The following is a 16,143-nucleotide window of genomic DNA, read 5'->3' as shown; positions in this document are numbered from 1 at the left end:
TCAAACTGGACTCAATGACAATACCAGCAAAAATCCGGATTTCAAGGAGTAGTCGGCTTTTTCCAGAGACGCAGTGCGACATGCGACTTCGTCCATGCCGATATTCCCCAGGACATTCAGCCACTTGGGATAGCTGACTGACCGAGCTTTCTGGTTGGTCGGGAATACTGGCTGGTGCTATAGTGGTATCCGACTGGTTCGACACCTGAGAGGAGCGATGTCGGTGGACCCACGTAGAGCCGACCCTTTCGACAAGGGCGCGATTTCAAACGCGCTGCCGATGCCGCTCTATCTCCAGCTCGCGCGGCACCTGCGAGGACTCATCGTCGGTGGGCAGCTCGGACACCTGGATGCGCTCCCCGGGGAGCGGGAGTTGGTGGAGCGGTTCGGCGTCTCGCGCGTCACGGTGCGCAAGGCGCTGCGCGAGCTCCAGACGGAAGGACTGCTCCAGCAGCGCCAAGGCGCGGGCACATTCGTCAATCGCGTGCCGTACGTGGAGCAGCGGCTGTCCTCGTTGACGAGCTTCTCCGACGACATGGCCTCGCGCGGACTGTCAGCGGGCTCGGTGTGGCTCCAGCGCGTGGTGACGGTGGCGACGCCGGAAGAGACGATGTCGCTCGGGCTGAGTCCGGGAGCGACGGTGAGCCGGCTGCACCGGCTGCGCACGGCCAATGAGACGCCCATGGCCCTGGAGCTCGCCGTCATCCCCACGCGTTTCCTGCCGGACCCGCGCACGGTGGAGGGCTCGCTGTACGGAGTGCTGCGGAGCCGGGGCTTCACGCCGTTTCGCGCGCTCCAGCGGTTGACCGCGGTGCGGCTCACCGCGGAGCAGGCGGAACACCTGCGCGTGCCGGAAGGCGCGGCGGCGCTCTACATCGAACGCCGCACGCTGATGGAAGACGGCACGCCGCTGGAGCTGGTGCGCTCGCAGTACCGGGGCGACGCCTATGACTTCGTCGTGGAGCTGAACATGAGCGGGGGCGCCGGGCCCCAGGAGCCGAACCGATGACCCCGTCAGCGCACCTTCCCATCATGGCGCGCGAGGCCGCGCAGGCCGCGGACGTCGCTCGGCTCCAGTTGTCCCACGGAGAAGATGCCTTCGCGGAGCTGGGTGAGCGCCTGCGCCGCCATCCTCCGCGCTTCGTCGTCACCTGCGCACGGGGCAGCTCGGACCACGCGGCCGTCTACGGCAAGTATCTCATCGAGACGACGCTCGGACGCGCTGTCGCCTCGGTGGGCCCCAGCGTGGCGTCCATCTACGGCGCGCACGCGCTGGACTTGCGCGACGCGCTCTTCATCGCCGTCTCCCAGTCCGGGCGCAGTCCCGACCTGCTGCGGATGACGGAGGCGGCGCGCGCGGGAGGTGCGCTCGTCGTCGGCTTCGTCAACGAGCCCGCCGCACCCTTGAGCGCGCTGTGCGACGTGAGCCTCCCGCTGGGCGCGGGCCCTGAGCGGAGCGTCGCCGCCACCAAGTCCTATCTGCTCTCCGGCCTCGCCTTCCTGCGACTGGTGGCGCACTGGTCCTCGGATGGGAGGCTGCGCGAAGCGGTGGCCGCCTTCCCGGAGGCACTGGACGCGGCGCGCGCGCACGACTGGTGGCCCGGGCTGGAGACCCTGGCCCCGGCCCAGAGTCTCTACGTCGTCGGTCGGGGCAGCGGGCTCGGCGCCGCGCTCGAGCTGGCGTTGAAGCTCAAGGAGACGTGCCGACTGCACGCCGAGGCGTTCAGCGCGGCGGAGGTGCTTCACGGACCGCTCGGCCTCGTGCGGCCGGGCTTCCCCGTGCTCGCGCTGGGACAGGAGGACGGTTCGGCGGAGGGGACACGCGGCTTGGTGCGCCGCATGGTGGAGCTGGGCGCCGACGTGCGCTCCGTGCTCGCCGTCCCCGGCGCCGTGACACTTCCCACCGTGCCCGGAGTGCCGGTGGCGCTGGCCCCGCTGTGCCAGGTGCAGAGCTTCTACCTGGCGGTCCACCGGCTGGCCACCGCGCGCGGGTTGGACCCCGATGCCCCCGCCCATCTGCGCAAGGTGACGGAGACCGTGTGATGAGACAGGTCCTGCTGGGTGCCCGCGTGTTCACCGGGGAGCACATTCTCGACGGGCACGCGGTGGTGCTCGAAGCCGAGCGCATCGTCGCCGTGGTTCCACGACATGAAGCCCCCGTGGGCGTCACCGCGCGCACCCTGCCCTCCGAGTCCCTGCTCGTCCCGGGCTTCATCGACCTCCAGGTCAACGGCGCGGGCGGCGTGCTGTTCAACGAGTCGCCCACCGTCGACGCGGCGCTCGCCATCGCCACGACGATGCGTCGCACGGGGACCACGGGCCTGCTCCCCACGTTCATCACCGACGCGCCCGACCTCACCGCGCGCGCCTGCGAGGCGGCCTCCGAGGCGATGGCCCGTCCCGGCGGTGGGGTGCTCGGAATCCACCTGGAAGGCCCCTTCATCAGCCCCGGGCGCGCTGGCGTCCACGCGCCGCGCTACATCCGTCAGCCCGAGGCGAGCGACCTCGAGTCCCTCACCGCGCTCGCCGAGCGCCTGTCCCGCGCGGGCGGACGGCTCCTGATGACCCTGGCACCAGAGCGCGTGGAGGACACCTTCCTCCGACGCCTCAGCGACGCCGGAGCCGTGTTGTTCGCGGGCCACACGGCGGCGAGCTTCGAGCGGACCCTGGAGTCCATCGCGGCCGGCGTGCGCGGCTTCACGCACCTGTTCAACGCGATGCCCCCAGTGCTCAATCGCCAGCCCGGCCCGGTGATGGCGGGATTCAGCGCCGACGAGGCGTGGTGCGGCGTCATCGTCGACGGCCACCACGTCCACCCCGCGAACCTGCGCCAGCTCTTGAAGGCCAAGCCCCGCGGCAAGGTCCTGCTCGTCACGGACGCGATGCCTCCCGTGGGAACCCACGAGACCACCTTCACGCTGTACGGCCACACCATCCTGCGCCGGGACGGGCGGCTCGTGACGGAGGATGGGACGCTGGCGGGCGCGGACATCGACATGTCAGCGGCGGTACGCAACTGCATCCACCTGCTCGGTGTCCCGCTGGAGGAAGCGCTGCGCATGGCGTCTCTCTATCCCGCGCAGGTGCTCGGGTTGGAGGGGCGACTGGGAATGCTCGCCGCCGGACATCGCGCGGACCTCACCTTGCTGCGCGAGGACCTCTCCGTGCAGGCCACGTGGGTGGGTGGAATCGAACAGTGGCATTGAGGCCGCTTCCGGCGGGCGCGTGTTCTTCCATCCACACCGTCCACCGCAAAGCCTCACATTCCTTTCGCATCCTGATGCTGCAAGGCATTAACCCGGAAAAATAGGTCCAAGCCTCCCTCCTGGAAACGAGTTCCCGAGTCGACCCCGCGTGAACGACGCGCGGTGCGCGTGGGGCTCGCACCGAGGAGAGCACGCATGCGTCGCAGCAAGTGGTTCATTGGACTGATGGTGACAGCCCTGTCCGCGAGCGGTTGTGGACAGGACGTTTCCTCCTCACAGGGTGAGGGCCCGGGCAGCGTGATGAAGGCCCCGCTCCTCGCGGAGTGGGCGGTGGGCGTCGCCTATGCGGTGGGTGCGCAGGTCACCTACGGCGGCCGGCTCTACCAGTGCCGTCAGCCGCACACGTCACAGGCGGACTGGACGCCTCCGGCCGTCGCGGCCCTGTGGCTGGACCTGGGGCCCTCGGGAGGCGGTGACACCACCGCGCCCACCGTCTCGTTGAATGCCAGCGCGACGAACATCACCGCGCCGGGCTCGCTCACGCTGACGGCCACCGCCACGGACAACGTGGGTGTGTCGCGGGTGGAGCTGCTGGAGAACGGCACCGTCGTCTCCACGGGCAACAGCTACACGCGCAGCTTCTCCGGCTCCGCGCAGAACGGCACCTATACGTACGTCTTCAGGGCCTTCGACGCGGCCGGCAACGTGGGCACGCAGCAGGTCAGCGTCACGGTGGCCATCACCATTCCCGGTGACACCACCGCGCCCACCGTCACGCTGAATGCCAGCACCACGAACATCACCGCCCCGGGCTCCGTCACGCTGACGGCCACGGCCACGGACAACGTGGGCGTGACGCGGGTGGAGCTGCTGGAGAACGGCACCGTGGTGGCCACGGGCAACAGCTTCACGCGCAGCTTCTCCAGCTCCGGGCAGAACGGCTCCTACAACTACGTCTTCAGGGCCTTCGACGCGGCCGGCAACGTGGGGACCCGCGAGGTCCCCGTCACGGTGGCGATTCCCGGCGGCAACCCGAGCAAGCGCATCGTGGGGTACTTCACCCAGTGGGGCATCTACGGCCGCAACTACCAGGTCGCCCACATCCCCGCGGCCAAGCTGACGCACATCAACTACGCGTTCTCCAACATCTCCGCGGATGGCAGGTGCGTGCTCGGTGATGTGTTCGCGGACATCGACAAGGGCGGCGGTTGGGCGGGCGAGTGGGACCCGGGGCAGCTGCGCGGCAACTTCCGCGCCTTCAAGGAGCTGAAGCGGACGCAGACGCACCTCAAGGTGCTCATCTCCGTCGGTGGCTGGACGTGGTCGAAGTACTTCTCACAGGTGGCGGCCTCGGCGGCGTCCCGCACGGCGTTCGTGAAGTCCTGCGTCGACCTGTTCATCAAGGGCCAGTACCCCGGCGTGGACCCGGTGAATGGCGCGGGCGTCTTCGACGGCATCGACATCGACTGGGAGTACCCGGTGGGCGGCGGCCTGCCCGGCAACACCAACAACCCGGCGGACAAGCAGAACTACACGCTGTTGATGGCGGAGTTCCGCAGCCAGCTCAACGCTGTGACGACGCAGACGGGCAAGCCGTACCTGCTCACCATCGCCACGGGTGCGTCGCCGGACCTGCTCGCGAACAAGCAGGAGACGAAGAACCTGTCCAACATCCTCGATTGGATCAACGTGATGAGCTACGACTATCACGGCGCCTTCGAGAGCACGGTGAACTTCCACTCGGCGCTCAACCGGGTGACGGGGGACCCGATGGCGAACACGGGTTTCTACACGGACGGCTCGGTGGCGAAGATGCTCGAGCTGGGCGTCGCGCCGAACAAGATTGTCGTCGGTGTTCCGTTCTACGGCCGTGGCTGGGGCGGCGTGCCGAACGTGAACAACGGCCTGTTCCAGAGCGGAGTGCCGACGCGCGGCACCTGGGATGATGGTCAGTCCGGCCTGACGGGCGTGTTCGACTACAAGGACGTGAAGGCCAACTACGAGCGCGCCGGCTCCGGGTACACCAAGTTCACCCACCCCGAGGCGAAGCAGGCCTACGTCTACAGCCCGTCCACCGGAGTGTGGATTGCGTATGACGACCCGCAGACGCTCCACGCGAAGTCCGACTACATCCTGAGCAAGAACCTGGGCGGCGCGATGTTCTGGGAGCTGAGCGGCGACGACGGCACCCTCGTCGACGTCCTCTACCAGCGCCTGCACTGAGGACGTCCGACGGATGTGACAGCCCGCTTTCAGGGGACGGGACACCCGGTCCGGTGTCTCGTCTCCCTGGGGTGAGCAGGCCGTGGATTGCGAGGCGGGCCGGAATCCGGCGAACGCACCTCGGCATGTCTCCCGCGAGCAGCCGAGCGCCAGCGCTCACCGCAACCGGCGACACGCGGCGGTCTTCACCGCCAGATGCACACGGACTCCCGAGGCCACGCCCAGCTCACGCACCGAGGCCTCGGTGAGTCGTGCCACCCATCGCGTGCCCGCGATGTCCACCGTGGCCGCGGCCTCCCCTGCCCCCGCGCCCTCCACTCCCACCACGGTGCCCGCCAGCACGTTGCGCGCGGACACGCCCGACAGCGGTCCCATGGACAACAGGATGTCCTCGGCCGGCACCGCGTAGGCCGCGCGTGTGCCTGGCGGTAACTCCGGGGCATCGGGAACCCAGAGCGACAGGCCCTCCGTCACCCGCAACCGGGTGCCCCCCTCGGACGGTCGCTCCAGCACGCCTTCGAGGATGTTCTCCTCACCCTCGGACTCCGCAGCCAGCAGTCCGCGCGCGGACGCACCGAGCACCTCGGACGCGGGCCCCGCCGCTCGCACGCGCCCGTCCTCCAGCAGCAGGGCCTCCTTCGCCAGCACCCGCGCCTCGCCAAGCTGATGCGTCACGTACAGCATCGGCACGCGCGCCTCGTCCCGCACGCGCAAGAGGTACGGCAGCACGCGCTCCTTCAGCGTCACGTCCAGCGCGGCCAGCGGCTCGTCGAGCAACAGCAGCGCCGGGTCCGTGGCCAGCGCTCGCGCCAGCGCCACGCGCTGCTTCTCGCCTCCCGACAACGTGGCCGGATAGCGGTGCAGCAGCGGCCCCAGTTCCAGCAGCGCCACGGCTTCCTCGACACGCGACGGCCGGCCCGCGCGCGCGCCATAGCGCACGTTCTGCTCCGCCGTGAGGTGCGGGAACAGCAGCGCGTCCTGCGGCACGTACCCCATGCGCCGTGCCTCCGGCGCCATGTCCACGCCCGCCTCGCTGTCCAGGAGCACGCGTCCTCCCACGACGACTCGCCCGCGCGCACCGCGTCGAAGCCCCGCGAGAATCTCCAGCAGCGACGTCTTCCCGGAGCCCGAGCGGCCCAGCACCGCCACCGACGCGCCCTCCAACCGCACGTCCACCTCCAGCGCGAAGCGCGCCAGCGGCAAGCGCACGGACAGCTCCAGGCTCACGCGCTCACCCGCCGTCCCCGCCATCGCGTCAGCCCCTCCGTGGCATACACCGCCACGAAGGCCAGGAGCGCCGCCACACCCGCCAACCGGAGCGCCTGCGCGTCCTGCCCCAATTGCGTGTACTGGAAGATGGCGAGCGACAACGTCTGCGTGCGCCCGGGGATGTTCCCCGCCACCAGCACCGTCGCGCCGAACTCCCCCAGCGCGCGAGAGAAGGCCAGGAGCGCACCCACCGCCACCCCGCGCCACGCCAGGGGCAGCGTCACGCGGAAGAACGCCCGTGCTCGTGAATCCCCCAACGTGCGCGCCACCGCCACCAGTCTCGGGTCCACCTCCTCGAAGCCCGAGCGCGCCGAGCGCACCAGCAACGGGAACGCCATCACCGCGCTGGCCAGCACCACCGCCCCAGGCGTGAAGACCACCTCCACGCCCACCGCATCCAGCAAACGTCCCAACGGACCATTGCGGCCCAGGAGCTCCAGCAACACCAGGCCCACCGCCGTCGGCGGAAGCACCAGCGGCAGCGCAAGCACCGTGTCCACCACGCCCCGCCCCGGGCCTCGCCAGCGCGCGAGCGCGTAGGCCGCCGCCACTCCGGGCGGAAGGATGATGAGCGTGGCCACCGCCGCCACCGTCACCGTGAAGAGCACCAGTCCCGTCGTGTCGTCCGTCACTTCGCGGACTCTCCACCATCTGGAGCGAGCACGACGAAGCCATGTCGCCGGAAGGCCGCTTTCGCGGGCTCGGACTGGAGGAAGCGCACGAAGGCCAATCCCACCTCGGGTGACTTGCCCTTCATCAGCGCCGCCACCGGATAGACGATGCGGGGCGCGTCCGACGCGGGGACCTCGAAGGCCACGCGCACCTTCTTCGACTGCGCCGCGTCTGTCGCATACACCACACCCGCATCCACGCGTCCCGCCTCCACCACCGCCAGCGCGGCCCGTACGTCCAGTGCCGGCACGACCTGGGGCGCCAGGTCCTTCCACAGCCCCGCCTTCTCCAGCCACGCCTTCGCGTACACCCCCGCGGGGACGATGGCGGGGTCCGCCAACACCAACCGCTTCAGCCCCTTCAGTGACTCCGGCCCGACGAGCTTCCGCTTCGAGTCGAGCGGGATGACGACCACCAGCCGGTTGGACAACAGGTCGACTCGCGTCCCGGGTTGCACCAGACCCGCTTTCTGGACGGCCTCCATCCTCGCCACGTCCGCCGAGAGGAAGGCATCCGCCGGAGCTCCCGCCATCGCCTGACGTGCCAGGTCTCCAGACGAGCCCAGCGCCAACACCACTGAATGCCCCGTGGCCTTCGTGAAGGCGGGCCGCAGCTCCTGGAGCACGTCCGTGGTGCTGGCCGCGGCGAAGACGAGCCCTTCTTCGGCGTTCGCGGCTCCTCCCAGGAGCATCAGGGTCAGCACGCACAGCCTGGACATGGTACGCACTCCTGGACGCTCCTCTTGCTCCCCCCAACGGGGAGCGCATTGTCCGCACGGCTGCCCACGCCGTGACAACGGGTTGACCCGTGGGGCCCTGCCCGCTAAGCCATACTCCGTGTCACGGAATATCCACCCTAAAGAGGATGAGGACATCTCGGCGGACGTGCTGAAGCTTCAGCAGCTCCTGCTCGCGCTGGGCCGGCGCCGTTCGCTCCGTGACCCCATCGCCAGCACCTGCGAGCAGCTCCAGTTCACGCCCCCGCAGGTGCATGCGCTGCTCTGGCTCGGCCAGGACGGCTCGCTCACGATGGGCGAGCTTGCTCGCCGACTGGGCGTCACCGAGAAGACCGTCACCGGGCTCGTCGACCGGCTGGAGCGCGAGGGCCACCTGATGCGCGAGCGCAGCGCGGCCGACCGCCGCGTGGTCCGCTGTCGGCTCACGCCCGACGGCTTGCAGACCTACCAGCGGCTCGAGCGCTTCATGACGCAGGGCATGGGGCAGCTGCTCTCCATCCTCGACGGCGTCGACCGCAAGGCGCTCTTCCGCATCCTGGAGAAGCTGCTGCGCCGGATGGACACGCTGGGGCCTCCGAGCGCCGCGACGACAGCGCGCGAGCGCTCGGCCTGAAGCCCGTGGAGCGGGCGAGCAAGGCCCGCTTCCTCGTGCCTTCTCCCGCCAGGGGCCCCACCTCAAGTGACACGCGGCGTCTTTCGCGCCGGCAGGGCCCGGTGCTTCTTCCGACGGACGACTTCCGCACCATGGCAGCGCGGCGTTGATGCGAGGGGAGGAACGCGATGAAGGGAAGCAGACGCGTCGTGGCCGTGGGCCTGGTCCTGACACTCGCGGGCTGCCGCCGGGAGCAGGAAGAAGCGCCGCCCGCCCCGCCGCCCTCCGCGCAGCAGGAGCCCGCGGCGCCGTCACCCGAGGCGGCTCCGGAGGGCACGGCTCCCGCGAAGCAGCCGATGCCGCCGGACATGCGCGGGGCGCTCGCGTCCATCGCGCCGCTGGTGGAGTCGGTGAAGTCGGCCGTCGTCAACGTGGAGGTGCGAGAGGCCTCACCCGCGCGCGGCCCTCGTCGGGGCTCTCCCTGGAATGGAGGGGGGCCGGGCTCTCCGTTCGGCGGCGGCATGCCCTTTGGTTCTCCGTTCGAGGACCCGCGTGAGGAAGGGCCGCGCCAGGGCCTGGGCTCCGGCTTCGTCATCGACGCTCGGGGGTTGGTGCTCACCAACAACCACGTGGTGGCGGATGCCACGGAGATACGCGTTCAGTTTCCCGACGGACGCGAGCTGGACGCGAAGGTGCTGGGGACAGACCCGCTCACGGACGTGGCGGTGCTCCAGCTCAAGGGAGAGGTGAAGGGGCTCCCGGTGGTGAAGCTGGGCGACTCGGACGCGCTGCGCGTGGGCGATTGGGTGGTGGCCATCGGCAACCCCTTTGGACTCGCCTCCAGCGTCAGCCTGGGCATCGTCTCCGCCAAGGCCCGCGACATCCAGGTGGGGCCCTTCGACGACTTCCTCCAGACGGACGCCGCCATCAACCCGGGCAACTCCGGCGGGCCGCTGTTCAACCTCCACGGTGAGGTGGTGGGCATCAACACGGCCATCGTCGGCCAGGGCTCCGGCATCGGCTTCGCCGTGCCCAGCACGCTCGTGAAGGAGCTCTTGCCCCAGTTGGAGAAGGATGGCGCCGTCACGCGGGGCTGGCTGGGCGTCGCCGTGCAGGATTTGACGGCGGACCTGGGCAGCGCGCTGGGGGTGTCCAAGGGCGAGGGCGCCATCGTCACCGAGGTGAACGAAGGCACGCCCGCCGCCGAGGCCGGGCTGAAGCCGGATGACATCATCGTCGCGGCGGGGGGACGCCCCGTCACCTCTGGCCGCGCCCTCACGCGCACGGTGGCGCTCAAGGCGCCGGGCTCCGAGCTGCCGCTCACCGTGTACCGAGGTGGGAAGAAGACGGAGCTGAAGGCGAAGCTGGGCACGCGGCCGGACCTGGAGGGCGTGGCCTCGCGCAAGCCGCCGGAGGAGCACGCGGAGCCGCCGCACCAGCGCGTGGGACTGAGCCTGTCGGACATGGACCCCAGGCTCTCGCGAGCGCAGGAGCTGCCGCGCGCGGGCGCGTTGGTGACGGACGTGGTGCCGGGTTCCAGCGCCGAGCGCTCCGGGTTGTTGCCGGGCATGGTGGTGGTGGAGGCGCGAGGCCAGCCGGTGCGACGGGCGACGGACCTGGCGCGCGTGCTGAAAGAGGCCGAGCCGGGCGAGTCCGTGCTGCTGCGCGTGGCGGTGCCCGGAGGCCGGCGCGAGCTGCGCGCGCTCACCGCGCCGGAGTCGTGACGTCCGGCCCCGCGTTCCCAGGCGCGCGGGCCCACAACACGCGAGGGTGCAGCACCAGCGCGACGGCCTCGCGCACCGTCCAGTAGAAGCGGTCCACCCAGTGCAGGTTGCGCTCGGTCTCCAACGCGGGGCTCGTGCTCACCTCGAAGCCATTGAGCCGGAAGTACTGCCGCGCGCGCAGCAGGTGGTACGGGTCGGAGACGACCACCACGCGCCGAGCGCCCAGGTCGCGCAGCAGCTTCGCCGTCAGGCGCGCGTTGTCCTCCGTGGAGTGGCTCGACTCCTCCAGCACGCACGCCTCCTCGGGGACGCCCAGTTGCGTCGCGAGCGTCAACATCACCCGCGCCTCCGAGGGCGGATGCACACCCACGCCACCGGAGAAGACGAGCCGGGGCGCCACGCCACGCCGGTACAGCTCCACCGCCTTCTCCGTGCGGGCCCGCAGCGCGCCGGACGGCACCCCGCCCGCCAGCACGCGCGCGCCCAGCACCACCACGGCGTCGGAGGGCTCCGCGCGCTCGCGCTGCCCGAAGCGGTCCACCACCCACGCCAGGCCGAACACGCCGCACGACGCCACACCCACGGACACCACGAGCAGTCGACGCACGCGTCCGGGCCGCGCGCTCAGCGAAGTTGGAGGCACGCGCCGCACGTTAGCCGCGAGCAGCCCGCCTCGACGACTTTCCTCAAGGCTCGAAGCCTCCGAGGAACAACTCCCGTCCACCGCCTCCGGGCTCGTCCAGCGCCCCCGTCCCGAACTCCATCGCGGAGAGCCGCGGCCCCAGCAAGGCGCTCGCCCCCTTCTTCGACGACGAGACGAAGAAGCGCTCCTCGGAGACCTCTCCGACGCCCGACGGCGCCATGGCGAAGCCCCGCGCCCAGCGCACCCCACCGTCCACGCGGTCCAGCTTCACCATGAAGAGATTGAGCGTGCTGCCCGGCGCGCCCACCACGGCCCCCGCGCCCAGGTCGTCACCGTGTGCGTAGCGGCCCACGACGACGGCGCCGTCGTGCTCGTCCATCGCGATGCCCAGCCCCTGGAAGCCGAACGCCCGAGACCAGCGCGGGGTGCCCTCCCGGTCGAAGGCCGCCACGAAGGCCTCGCTCCCGCCCGGCTCCACTCCGTGCGTCTTCCCCTCGAACGTCAGCGGTTCGGAGAACGCGCCCGTCACCAGCACGCGGTCGCCGTGCACCGCCACCCCGGTGGCCCCGCCGGACGCCGTGTCGAGCCGTCGCTCCCACAGCGGGCGCCCGCGAGGGTCCAGCTTGAGCAGGAACGGCTGCGCGTCGAGCGTCACCGGCGAGCGCGGGGGATGCAGCAGCCCCGTGACGTAGAGGGAGCCCTCGCGGTCCGCCGCCACGCCCGTGGCCGCTCCCGGCTCCGGGTGCGCATACGTCCACAGGTAGCCGCCCCTCGCGTCCACCTTCACCAGCGCGGCAACCCCGCCGAGCTTCGCGTCGGGAAGCGTGCCCGCCAGCACCACGTTGCCCAGCAGGTCCACCTCCGCGCGCTGGAGGACGAAGTCGGGCGAGACGCCCAGCGACACCAGACTCCGAGCCCAGACGAAGTCTCCCTCCCGTCCCAGCTTGAGCAGGAAGCGCCCCGCCGGCAGGGGCCCTCCGCCCAGGTCCGCGCCCGCCGGATTGCGGCCCGCGACGAACACGTGTCCGCGAGAGCTCACCGTGACGACCTCCGCGAAGCCCGGCAGGGAGACGGACCACATCCGCTCTCCCCCCGTGCCGTACTTCGCCACGCCGAAGGTCTTTGGCGCGGCGGTTCCGGAAGCGGGTACCAGCAACGGACCGAAGAGGTCCGCCACCGCGTCCTCCGAATCGAGGGCCAGCACCAGGTTGCCGCGCGTGTCGTGCGCGAGCCCCACCGCGGACTCCCGGCCCGCGCCCGTCAAGGCGCGCAGCCAGCGCGTCCTTCCCGTCAGCGGCCCTGCCTGTGGGGCGCGCACGACGGCCGGCGGGCTCTCCACGGAGGGACTCGGGCCCACCGCCTCGGACTGCTGACAGGCCATGACCAGCAACGCCAGCGCCTGGCAGGCTCCGCGGCCCCGTGCCCCATGAAGCATTGCGTCGTGCCCCCACCCGCCCCGTACAGGCCCGTGGAATCTCGAAGAAGTGACGGGCAGGGTGGGGATGCGACCTGGCGGGCGCGAGGTGCCCTCGAGTCCGAGAAGACGGCTCGCCGCTGGACGGAGGGCCCATGCGTGGGCTCCAATCCGACAGGTGATGACCCAGGATGAAGTGACGAAGGTGCTGTCGGACGTGGAGTTGGTGCCGTGCGCGGAGATGGCGCTGGCGGACGCCCGGCGGCTGGTGGAGGCCTGTCTGGAGGCGGACGTCCCCGCGCTGGTACACCGCGAGGCGTGCGCGAAGCCCGGGTGCAGCCCGAAGTTCCAGGTGCTGGTGCGCCCCGAGGACGGCCTGCGCGTGGCGACGCTGCTCCAGCAACGTTGGATGGACAGCATCCAGCGCGAGGGCGTGCTGGCGGACGGCGCCTCGCCCTTCGCATTGCCCGCGACGGAGGACGGTGAGCCGCCGTGTCCGGCCTGCGGCACCGTGGCGCCCCTGGTCGCCGGAGCCTGCGCCGACTGCGGTCTTCAGCTCGAGTAGCAGGCAGGCGTCGCCTGCGCGCGACGTTGTCGCACCCTATCCTTCCCGTGGAAGCCGGGACGGACTCCCCCGAGCGCGGCCCCGCGCGGGGTCAGGCAGTGGAGGCACACGGATGGAAGTCAAAGGCGTGGCGTTCCTGGCGCGACAGCAGATGGCGATGCAGTCCCACGGCGAGAAGGCGTGGAAGGACTTCATCGCGGACATCAAGAAGAAGGAGCCCGTCTTCGCGCAGCCCGTCCTCCCGGTGACGCGCATCCCGGTGGATGCGTTCCTGCGGCTCAACGAGGAGCTGCTCCAGCGCTTCTACGGAGGAGACCCCAACGCGTGGTGGCAGTTCGGCATCAAGTCCGCCGAGTACGCGCTGGGCCAGGGGCAGCTCAAGGCGATGTTCAGCCCGGGTGACTTCCGCCGCTTCCTCTTCTTCACGCCCGGCATCTGGAAGGGCTACTTCACCGAGGGCGAGCTGGAGGTGCTGCCGGGCGCGGGCCACACGGACCTGCACATCATCAAGGTGCCCAAGCCGCACGTGTACTTCGAGCTGTCGGTGATGGGCTTCGCGTGGGGCGGCCTGACGGTGCTCGGCGCGAAGGACCTGAAGCACGAGGTCCTCAAGGGCTACAGCCGGGGAGACCCGGACGTGCTCTACCGCTTCAACGTGAGCTGACCTTCCGCGTCCGTGGGAGGAAGCACGTCCAGCCGCAGGTCCGCGACGACGGGGTAGTGGTCCGACGCGGCGACCCGCAGCACGCGGCTGGCCACGGGCGTGAAGGCCTCACAGGCCAGCACGTAGTCGATGCGCAGCGTGGGCAGGAACAGGGGCATCGGGTAGGTGCCCCTGGCTCCGCCGGTGGCGGCGACGACGTCGCGCAAATCGCGGCGCAGCAGGCGCACCGATTGCGAGTCCGGGTCGTCGTTGAGGTCACCCAGGAGCAGGCGAGGCCGGGAGTCCTGGGCGAGCAGTCGGGCCACGTAGCCACTCTGGCGCAGGCGCGTGGCGTTGTTGAAGGGGCGGCGGATGAGATGCGTGAGGTAGACGCTCACCTCGCGGCCATCGACGGACACGACGGCGTGCGCGAGCGTGCGCGGCTCCGCGCCCGAGGGCACGGGCAGCGGGTACTGCGCGAGCGACTCCAGTGGGAAGCGCGACAGGATGGCGATGCCGTAGGCGCCGCCATGCAGGTCCGTGGTGCGGAAGTGGGCGCGGTGAGGCAGGCCGGTGAGGCGGGAGAGGGCCTCCACCTGGTCGATGCCGCCGGCGCGCCTGGAGCCGACGTCGACCTCCTGGAGCGCGACGAGGTCCGGCACGGAGGCACGGATGACGCGGGCCACGCCATCGAGTCCACGGGCACCGGACTGGATGTTGAAGGTCATCACCCGCAGCGTCCCAGGCTCGCGGTGTACGGCGGCGAGCGGGACTTCCGGGGGGAGGAGACCGGGGCCTGTCGCACACGCGAGCGGCCCCAGCATGAGCAGCAGGGAGAGGAGGCGGAGGTGCATGGAGAGCGAGGGCGGGATGTTAGGCCGCGCCGTCGCTCACTGTCTCCCCGCCCCCCAGGTGCCTGATTGAGGAGCAGCCAGCCGCTTACGCGTCGCGGCGGCGCAGACGCGCGCCGAGCAGCAGCAGGGCTGCGCCCAGGAGGGGCACGCCACCGGCCGCGGCGCAGCCACCGCCGTCGTCCTCACCACCGCCGTCGCCGCCGCCGTCGCCGACCTTCACCTTGAGCGTGGCGGTGTTGGACGCGTCACCGGTGTCCTCGTTGTTGCCGTTGGTCGAGTTGCCCGCGCCGAACAGGGTGAGCGTGGCGCCGGTGGACGGGGCGACGAGGGTGAAGTCGAAGCGCACCGTGCCGCTGGTGAAGGCCTTGGGCTGGGTGTGGGTGAGCTCGCCGGAGACCTTCTTGGAGCCGGAGCCGGCGGTGAGGGTGGCGGAGCCATCCGTGGCCACGTTGAAGCCGCCGCGAACGCCGGGGCCGCCGGTGATGACGAGGGCGTAGGTGCCCGTCTGGCCGGGCTCGAGGGACGCGGGTCCCTCGAGGGTCACGGTGGGCTTGGTACCCGTGGTCGAGTGGCACATCGAGCTCGCGCACGTCAGCGAGCTGTCCTTGCCGCTGTGGCCCGTCTGGCCGGTGGCGTAGGCGAGGGCGGAGCCGGAGACGAGGCACGCCGTCAGCGCGCCAGCCACTCCGAGAGACGGAAGAAACGACCGCATGAAGCCTCCAGGTGGAAAACCATGAAAAATGGAGAGCACTTCATAGCGCGACGCGCCAACGCTTCCCAGCATCCGTCAGGGTGTGACGCTCGCGTTGCATCCACGCGAGAGGACTCCAGATAGCCGGTATCAAAAAGGGTCGGCGGCGACCCGCGCCAAGGCCCTCGCGTTGCCCGTGTATCGCCAACACCGTGTGAGCCCTCAGCCCGCGAGCCGGTGGAACGCCTCGCGCAGTGCCTCGCGCGCGCCCTGCTCCTGCACATCACCGTGGCACACCACCACCTGCTTCACGTCCCACGCGAGCACCCGCTCCAGCGACGCCTTCACCGCCGCCCGGTCCTTCACCACCGCCTTGGTGATGAACGTGGGCGCAAGCCGCTGCCACGCGCCACAGAGCTTCAGATACGTGCGCGTGAGCCACGAGCCCGTCTGGTGAAAGTTGAACGCCAGGTCCGTGAGCAGCACCGTGCCGGTGGGCCGGTGGAAGAACACGAACTCGTCCAGCTTCGGCATCCCCTTCACCTGCACCTGGTCGATGACCCCCGCCCAACCCGCGTCCGCCGCGTCCCCCAACTCCAGGTCGATGCGCAAATCCTTCCGCTTCGCCCTCAGGCTCGCCGGCGCCACCACGCGCGCCTCCGGATACGCCGCCGCCCAGTCCCCCACCCGCAGGTGGTGCATCAGGTTGGGCGCGACCAGGAAGCGCACCGGGCCCAGCGCATCCACCGCCGCGCGCGCCTCGGGCGTGCAGGCGACCGGCGAGTGCACCCACAGCCCCCCGCCCGGCAGGCGGATGACCGTCATCCGTCCCCCCAGGTCGAACGCCCCCATCCGGAAGGGAACCGCCAGGGAATGAACCTCTCCAGCCACGGCGCGCAGCATGTCTTCCT

Annotated in this window: 16 protein-coding genes; 8 read left to right on the top strand and 8 right to left on the bottom strand. The window is 70.6% G+C overall.

The genetic code is table 11. The features are described from left to right. Positions 1 to 223: 223 nt before the first annotated feature. The 4 genes from HUA75_RS15145 (at position 224) to HUA75_RS15130 (ending at position 5,429) form a co-directional block, all read left to right on the top strand. Entirely contained in the window at positions 224 to 1,009 is a 786-nt protein-coding gene (locus HUA75_RS15145) for a GntR family transcriptional regulator (protein WP_246137350.1), read from the top strand. Then, positions 1,006 to 2,043: an SIS domain-containing protein gene (locus HUA75_RS15140; RefSeq protein ID WP_141644586.1), complete on the top strand. Its 1,038-nt coding sequence runs from the start codon at positions 1,006 to 1,008 to the stop codon at positions 2,041 to 2,043. The genes HUA75_RS15145 and HUA75_RS15140 overlap by 4 nt, the downstream gene beginning before the upstream one ends. After that, positions 2,043 to 3,206, top strand: a complete 1,164-nt coding sequence (gene nagA / locus HUA75_RS15135; protein WP_141644585.1) for an N-acetylglucosamine-6-phosphate deacetylase — start codon at positions 2,043 to 2,045, stop codon at positions 3,204 to 3,206. Before HUA75_RS15140 ends, nagA begins: the two co-directional genes overlap by 1 nt. A 195-nt stretch (positions 3,207 to 3,401) precedes the next feature. Beyond that, on the top strand, positions 3,402 to 5,429 hold the full coding sequence (locus HUA75_RS15130) for a glycosyl hydrolase family 18 protein (RefSeq protein WP_174486784.1): 2,028 nt from the start codon (positions 3,402 to 3,404) through the stop codon (positions 5,427 to 5,429). A gap of 156 nt (positions 5,430 to 5,585) precedes the next feature. Here HUA75_RS15130 and modC read toward each other — a convergent pair whose 3' ends face one another. From modC to modA, 3 genes are read right to left on the bottom strand one after another with little or no spacing between them, the layout of a single operon-like run. Further along, positions 5,586 to 6,680, bottom strand: a complete 1,095-nt coding sequence (gene modC / locus HUA75_RS15125) for a molybdenum ABC transporter ATP-binding protein (RefSeq protein WP_217446078.1) — start codon at positions 6,678 to 6,680, stop codon at positions 5,586 to 5,588. Continuing rightward, positions 6,653 to 7,330 carry a molybdate ABC transporter permease subunit gene (gene modB, locus HUA75_RS15120; protein WP_174454169.1) on the bottom strand — a complete coding sequence of 226 codons (678 nt, stop codon included), beginning with the start codon at positions 7,328 to 7,330 and terminating at the stop codon, positions 6,653 to 6,655. The genes modC and modB overlap by 28 nt, the downstream gene beginning before the upstream one ends. Then, on the bottom strand, positions 7,327 to 8,088 hold the full coding sequence (gene modA / locus HUA75_RS15115) for a molybdate ABC transporter substrate-binding protein (protein ID WP_217446077.1): 762 nt from the start codon (positions 8,086 to 8,088) through the stop codon (positions 7,327 to 7,329). Before modA ends, modB begins: the two co-directional genes overlap by 4 nt. 118 nt (positions 8,089 to 8,206) lie before the next feature. Here modA and HUA75_RS15110 point away from each other — a divergent pair, with 118 nt between their 5' ends. Next, the gene (locus HUA75_RS15110; RefSeq protein WP_174454167.1) at positions 8,207 to 8,719 is read left to right on the top strand and encodes a MarR family transcriptional regulator; all 513 of its coding nucleotides are present in this window, start codon (positions 8,207 to 8,209) and stop codon (positions 8,717 to 8,719) included. A 167-nt stretch (positions 8,720 to 8,886) separates the two neighbouring features. Next, complete coding sequence (locus HUA75_RS15105) at positions 8,887 to 10,422, top strand: trypsin-like peptidase domain-containing protein (protein ID WP_141644580.1); 1,536 nt, start codon at positions 8,887 to 8,889, stop codon at positions 10,420 to 10,422. On the opposite strand, the gene HUA75_RS15100 is transcribed toward HUA75_RS15105, so the two are convergent. Together HUA75_RS15100 and HUA75_RS15095 are read right to left on the bottom strand one after the other, a co-directional pair. Further along, complete coding sequence (locus HUA75_RS15100; protein WP_174486782.1) at positions 10,403 to 11,065, bottom strand: YdcF family protein; 663 nt, start codon at positions 11,063 to 11,065, stop codon at positions 10,403 to 10,405. The two genes, HUA75_RS15105 and HUA75_RS15100, sit on opposite strands and share 20 nt — an antisense overlap. A 43-nt stretch (positions 11,066 to 11,108) precedes the next feature. Then, positions 11,109 to 12,500 carry a hypothetical protein gene (locus tag HUA75_RS15095; RefSeq protein ID WP_174486781.1) on the bottom strand — a complete coding sequence of 464 codons (1,392 nt, stop codon included), beginning with the start codon at positions 12,498 to 12,500 and terminating at the stop codon, positions 11,109 to 11,111. Positions 12,501 to 12,660: 160 nt separating this feature from the next. Between HUA75_RS15095 and HUA75_RS15090 the strand changes: the two genes are divergently transcribed. Then, positions 12,661 to 13,044, top strand: coding sequence for a hypothetical protein (locus HUA75_RS15090; RefSeq protein ID WP_174454163.1), 384 nt, complete (start codon positions 12,661 to 12,663; stop codon positions 13,042 to 13,044). Positions 13,045 to 13,156: 112 nt separating this feature from the next. After that, positions 13,157 to 13,708, top strand: coding sequence for a hypothetical protein (locus tag HUA75_RS15085; RefSeq protein WP_174454162.1), 552 nt, complete (start codon positions 13,157 to 13,159; stop codon positions 13,706 to 13,708). Here the strand turns inward: HUA75_RS15085 and HUA75_RS15080 are convergent. From HUA75_RS15080 to HUA75_RS47720, 3 genes are all read right to left on the bottom strand, one after another. After that, on the bottom strand, positions 13,687 to 14,541 hold the full coding sequence (locus HUA75_RS15080) for an endonuclease/exonuclease/phosphatase family protein (protein WP_174486780.1): 855 nt from the start codon (positions 14,539 to 14,541) through the stop codon (positions 13,687 to 13,689). The two genes, HUA75_RS15085 and HUA75_RS15080, sit on opposite strands and share 22 nt — an antisense overlap. Positions 14,542 to 14,626: 85 nt before the next feature. Continuing rightward, positions 14,627 to 15,253, bottom strand: a complete 627-nt coding sequence (locus HUA75_RS15075) for an MXAN_6652 family MXYO-CTERM-anchored protein (protein WP_141649054.1) — start codon at positions 15,251 to 15,253, stop codon at positions 14,627 to 14,629. 201 nt (positions 15,254 to 15,454) lie between these two features. Then, a complete protein-coding gene (locus tag HUA75_RS47720) occupies positions 15,455 to 16,135 on the bottom strand; it encodes a DUF4336 domain-containing protein (protein WP_141649055.1) in 681 nt (226 codons plus the stop codon). Between the last annotated feature and the right edge of the window lie 8 nt (positions 16,136 to 16,143).

This window comes from Myxococcus sp. CA040A (assembly GCF_013336725.1).
GTDB lineage: Bacteria > Myxococcota > Myxococcia > Myxococcales > Myxococcaceae > Myxococcus > Myxococcus llanfairpwllgwyngyllgogerychwyrndrobwllllantysiliogogogochensis.
This window is presented reverse-complemented; position numbering and strand designations above follow the sequence as displayed.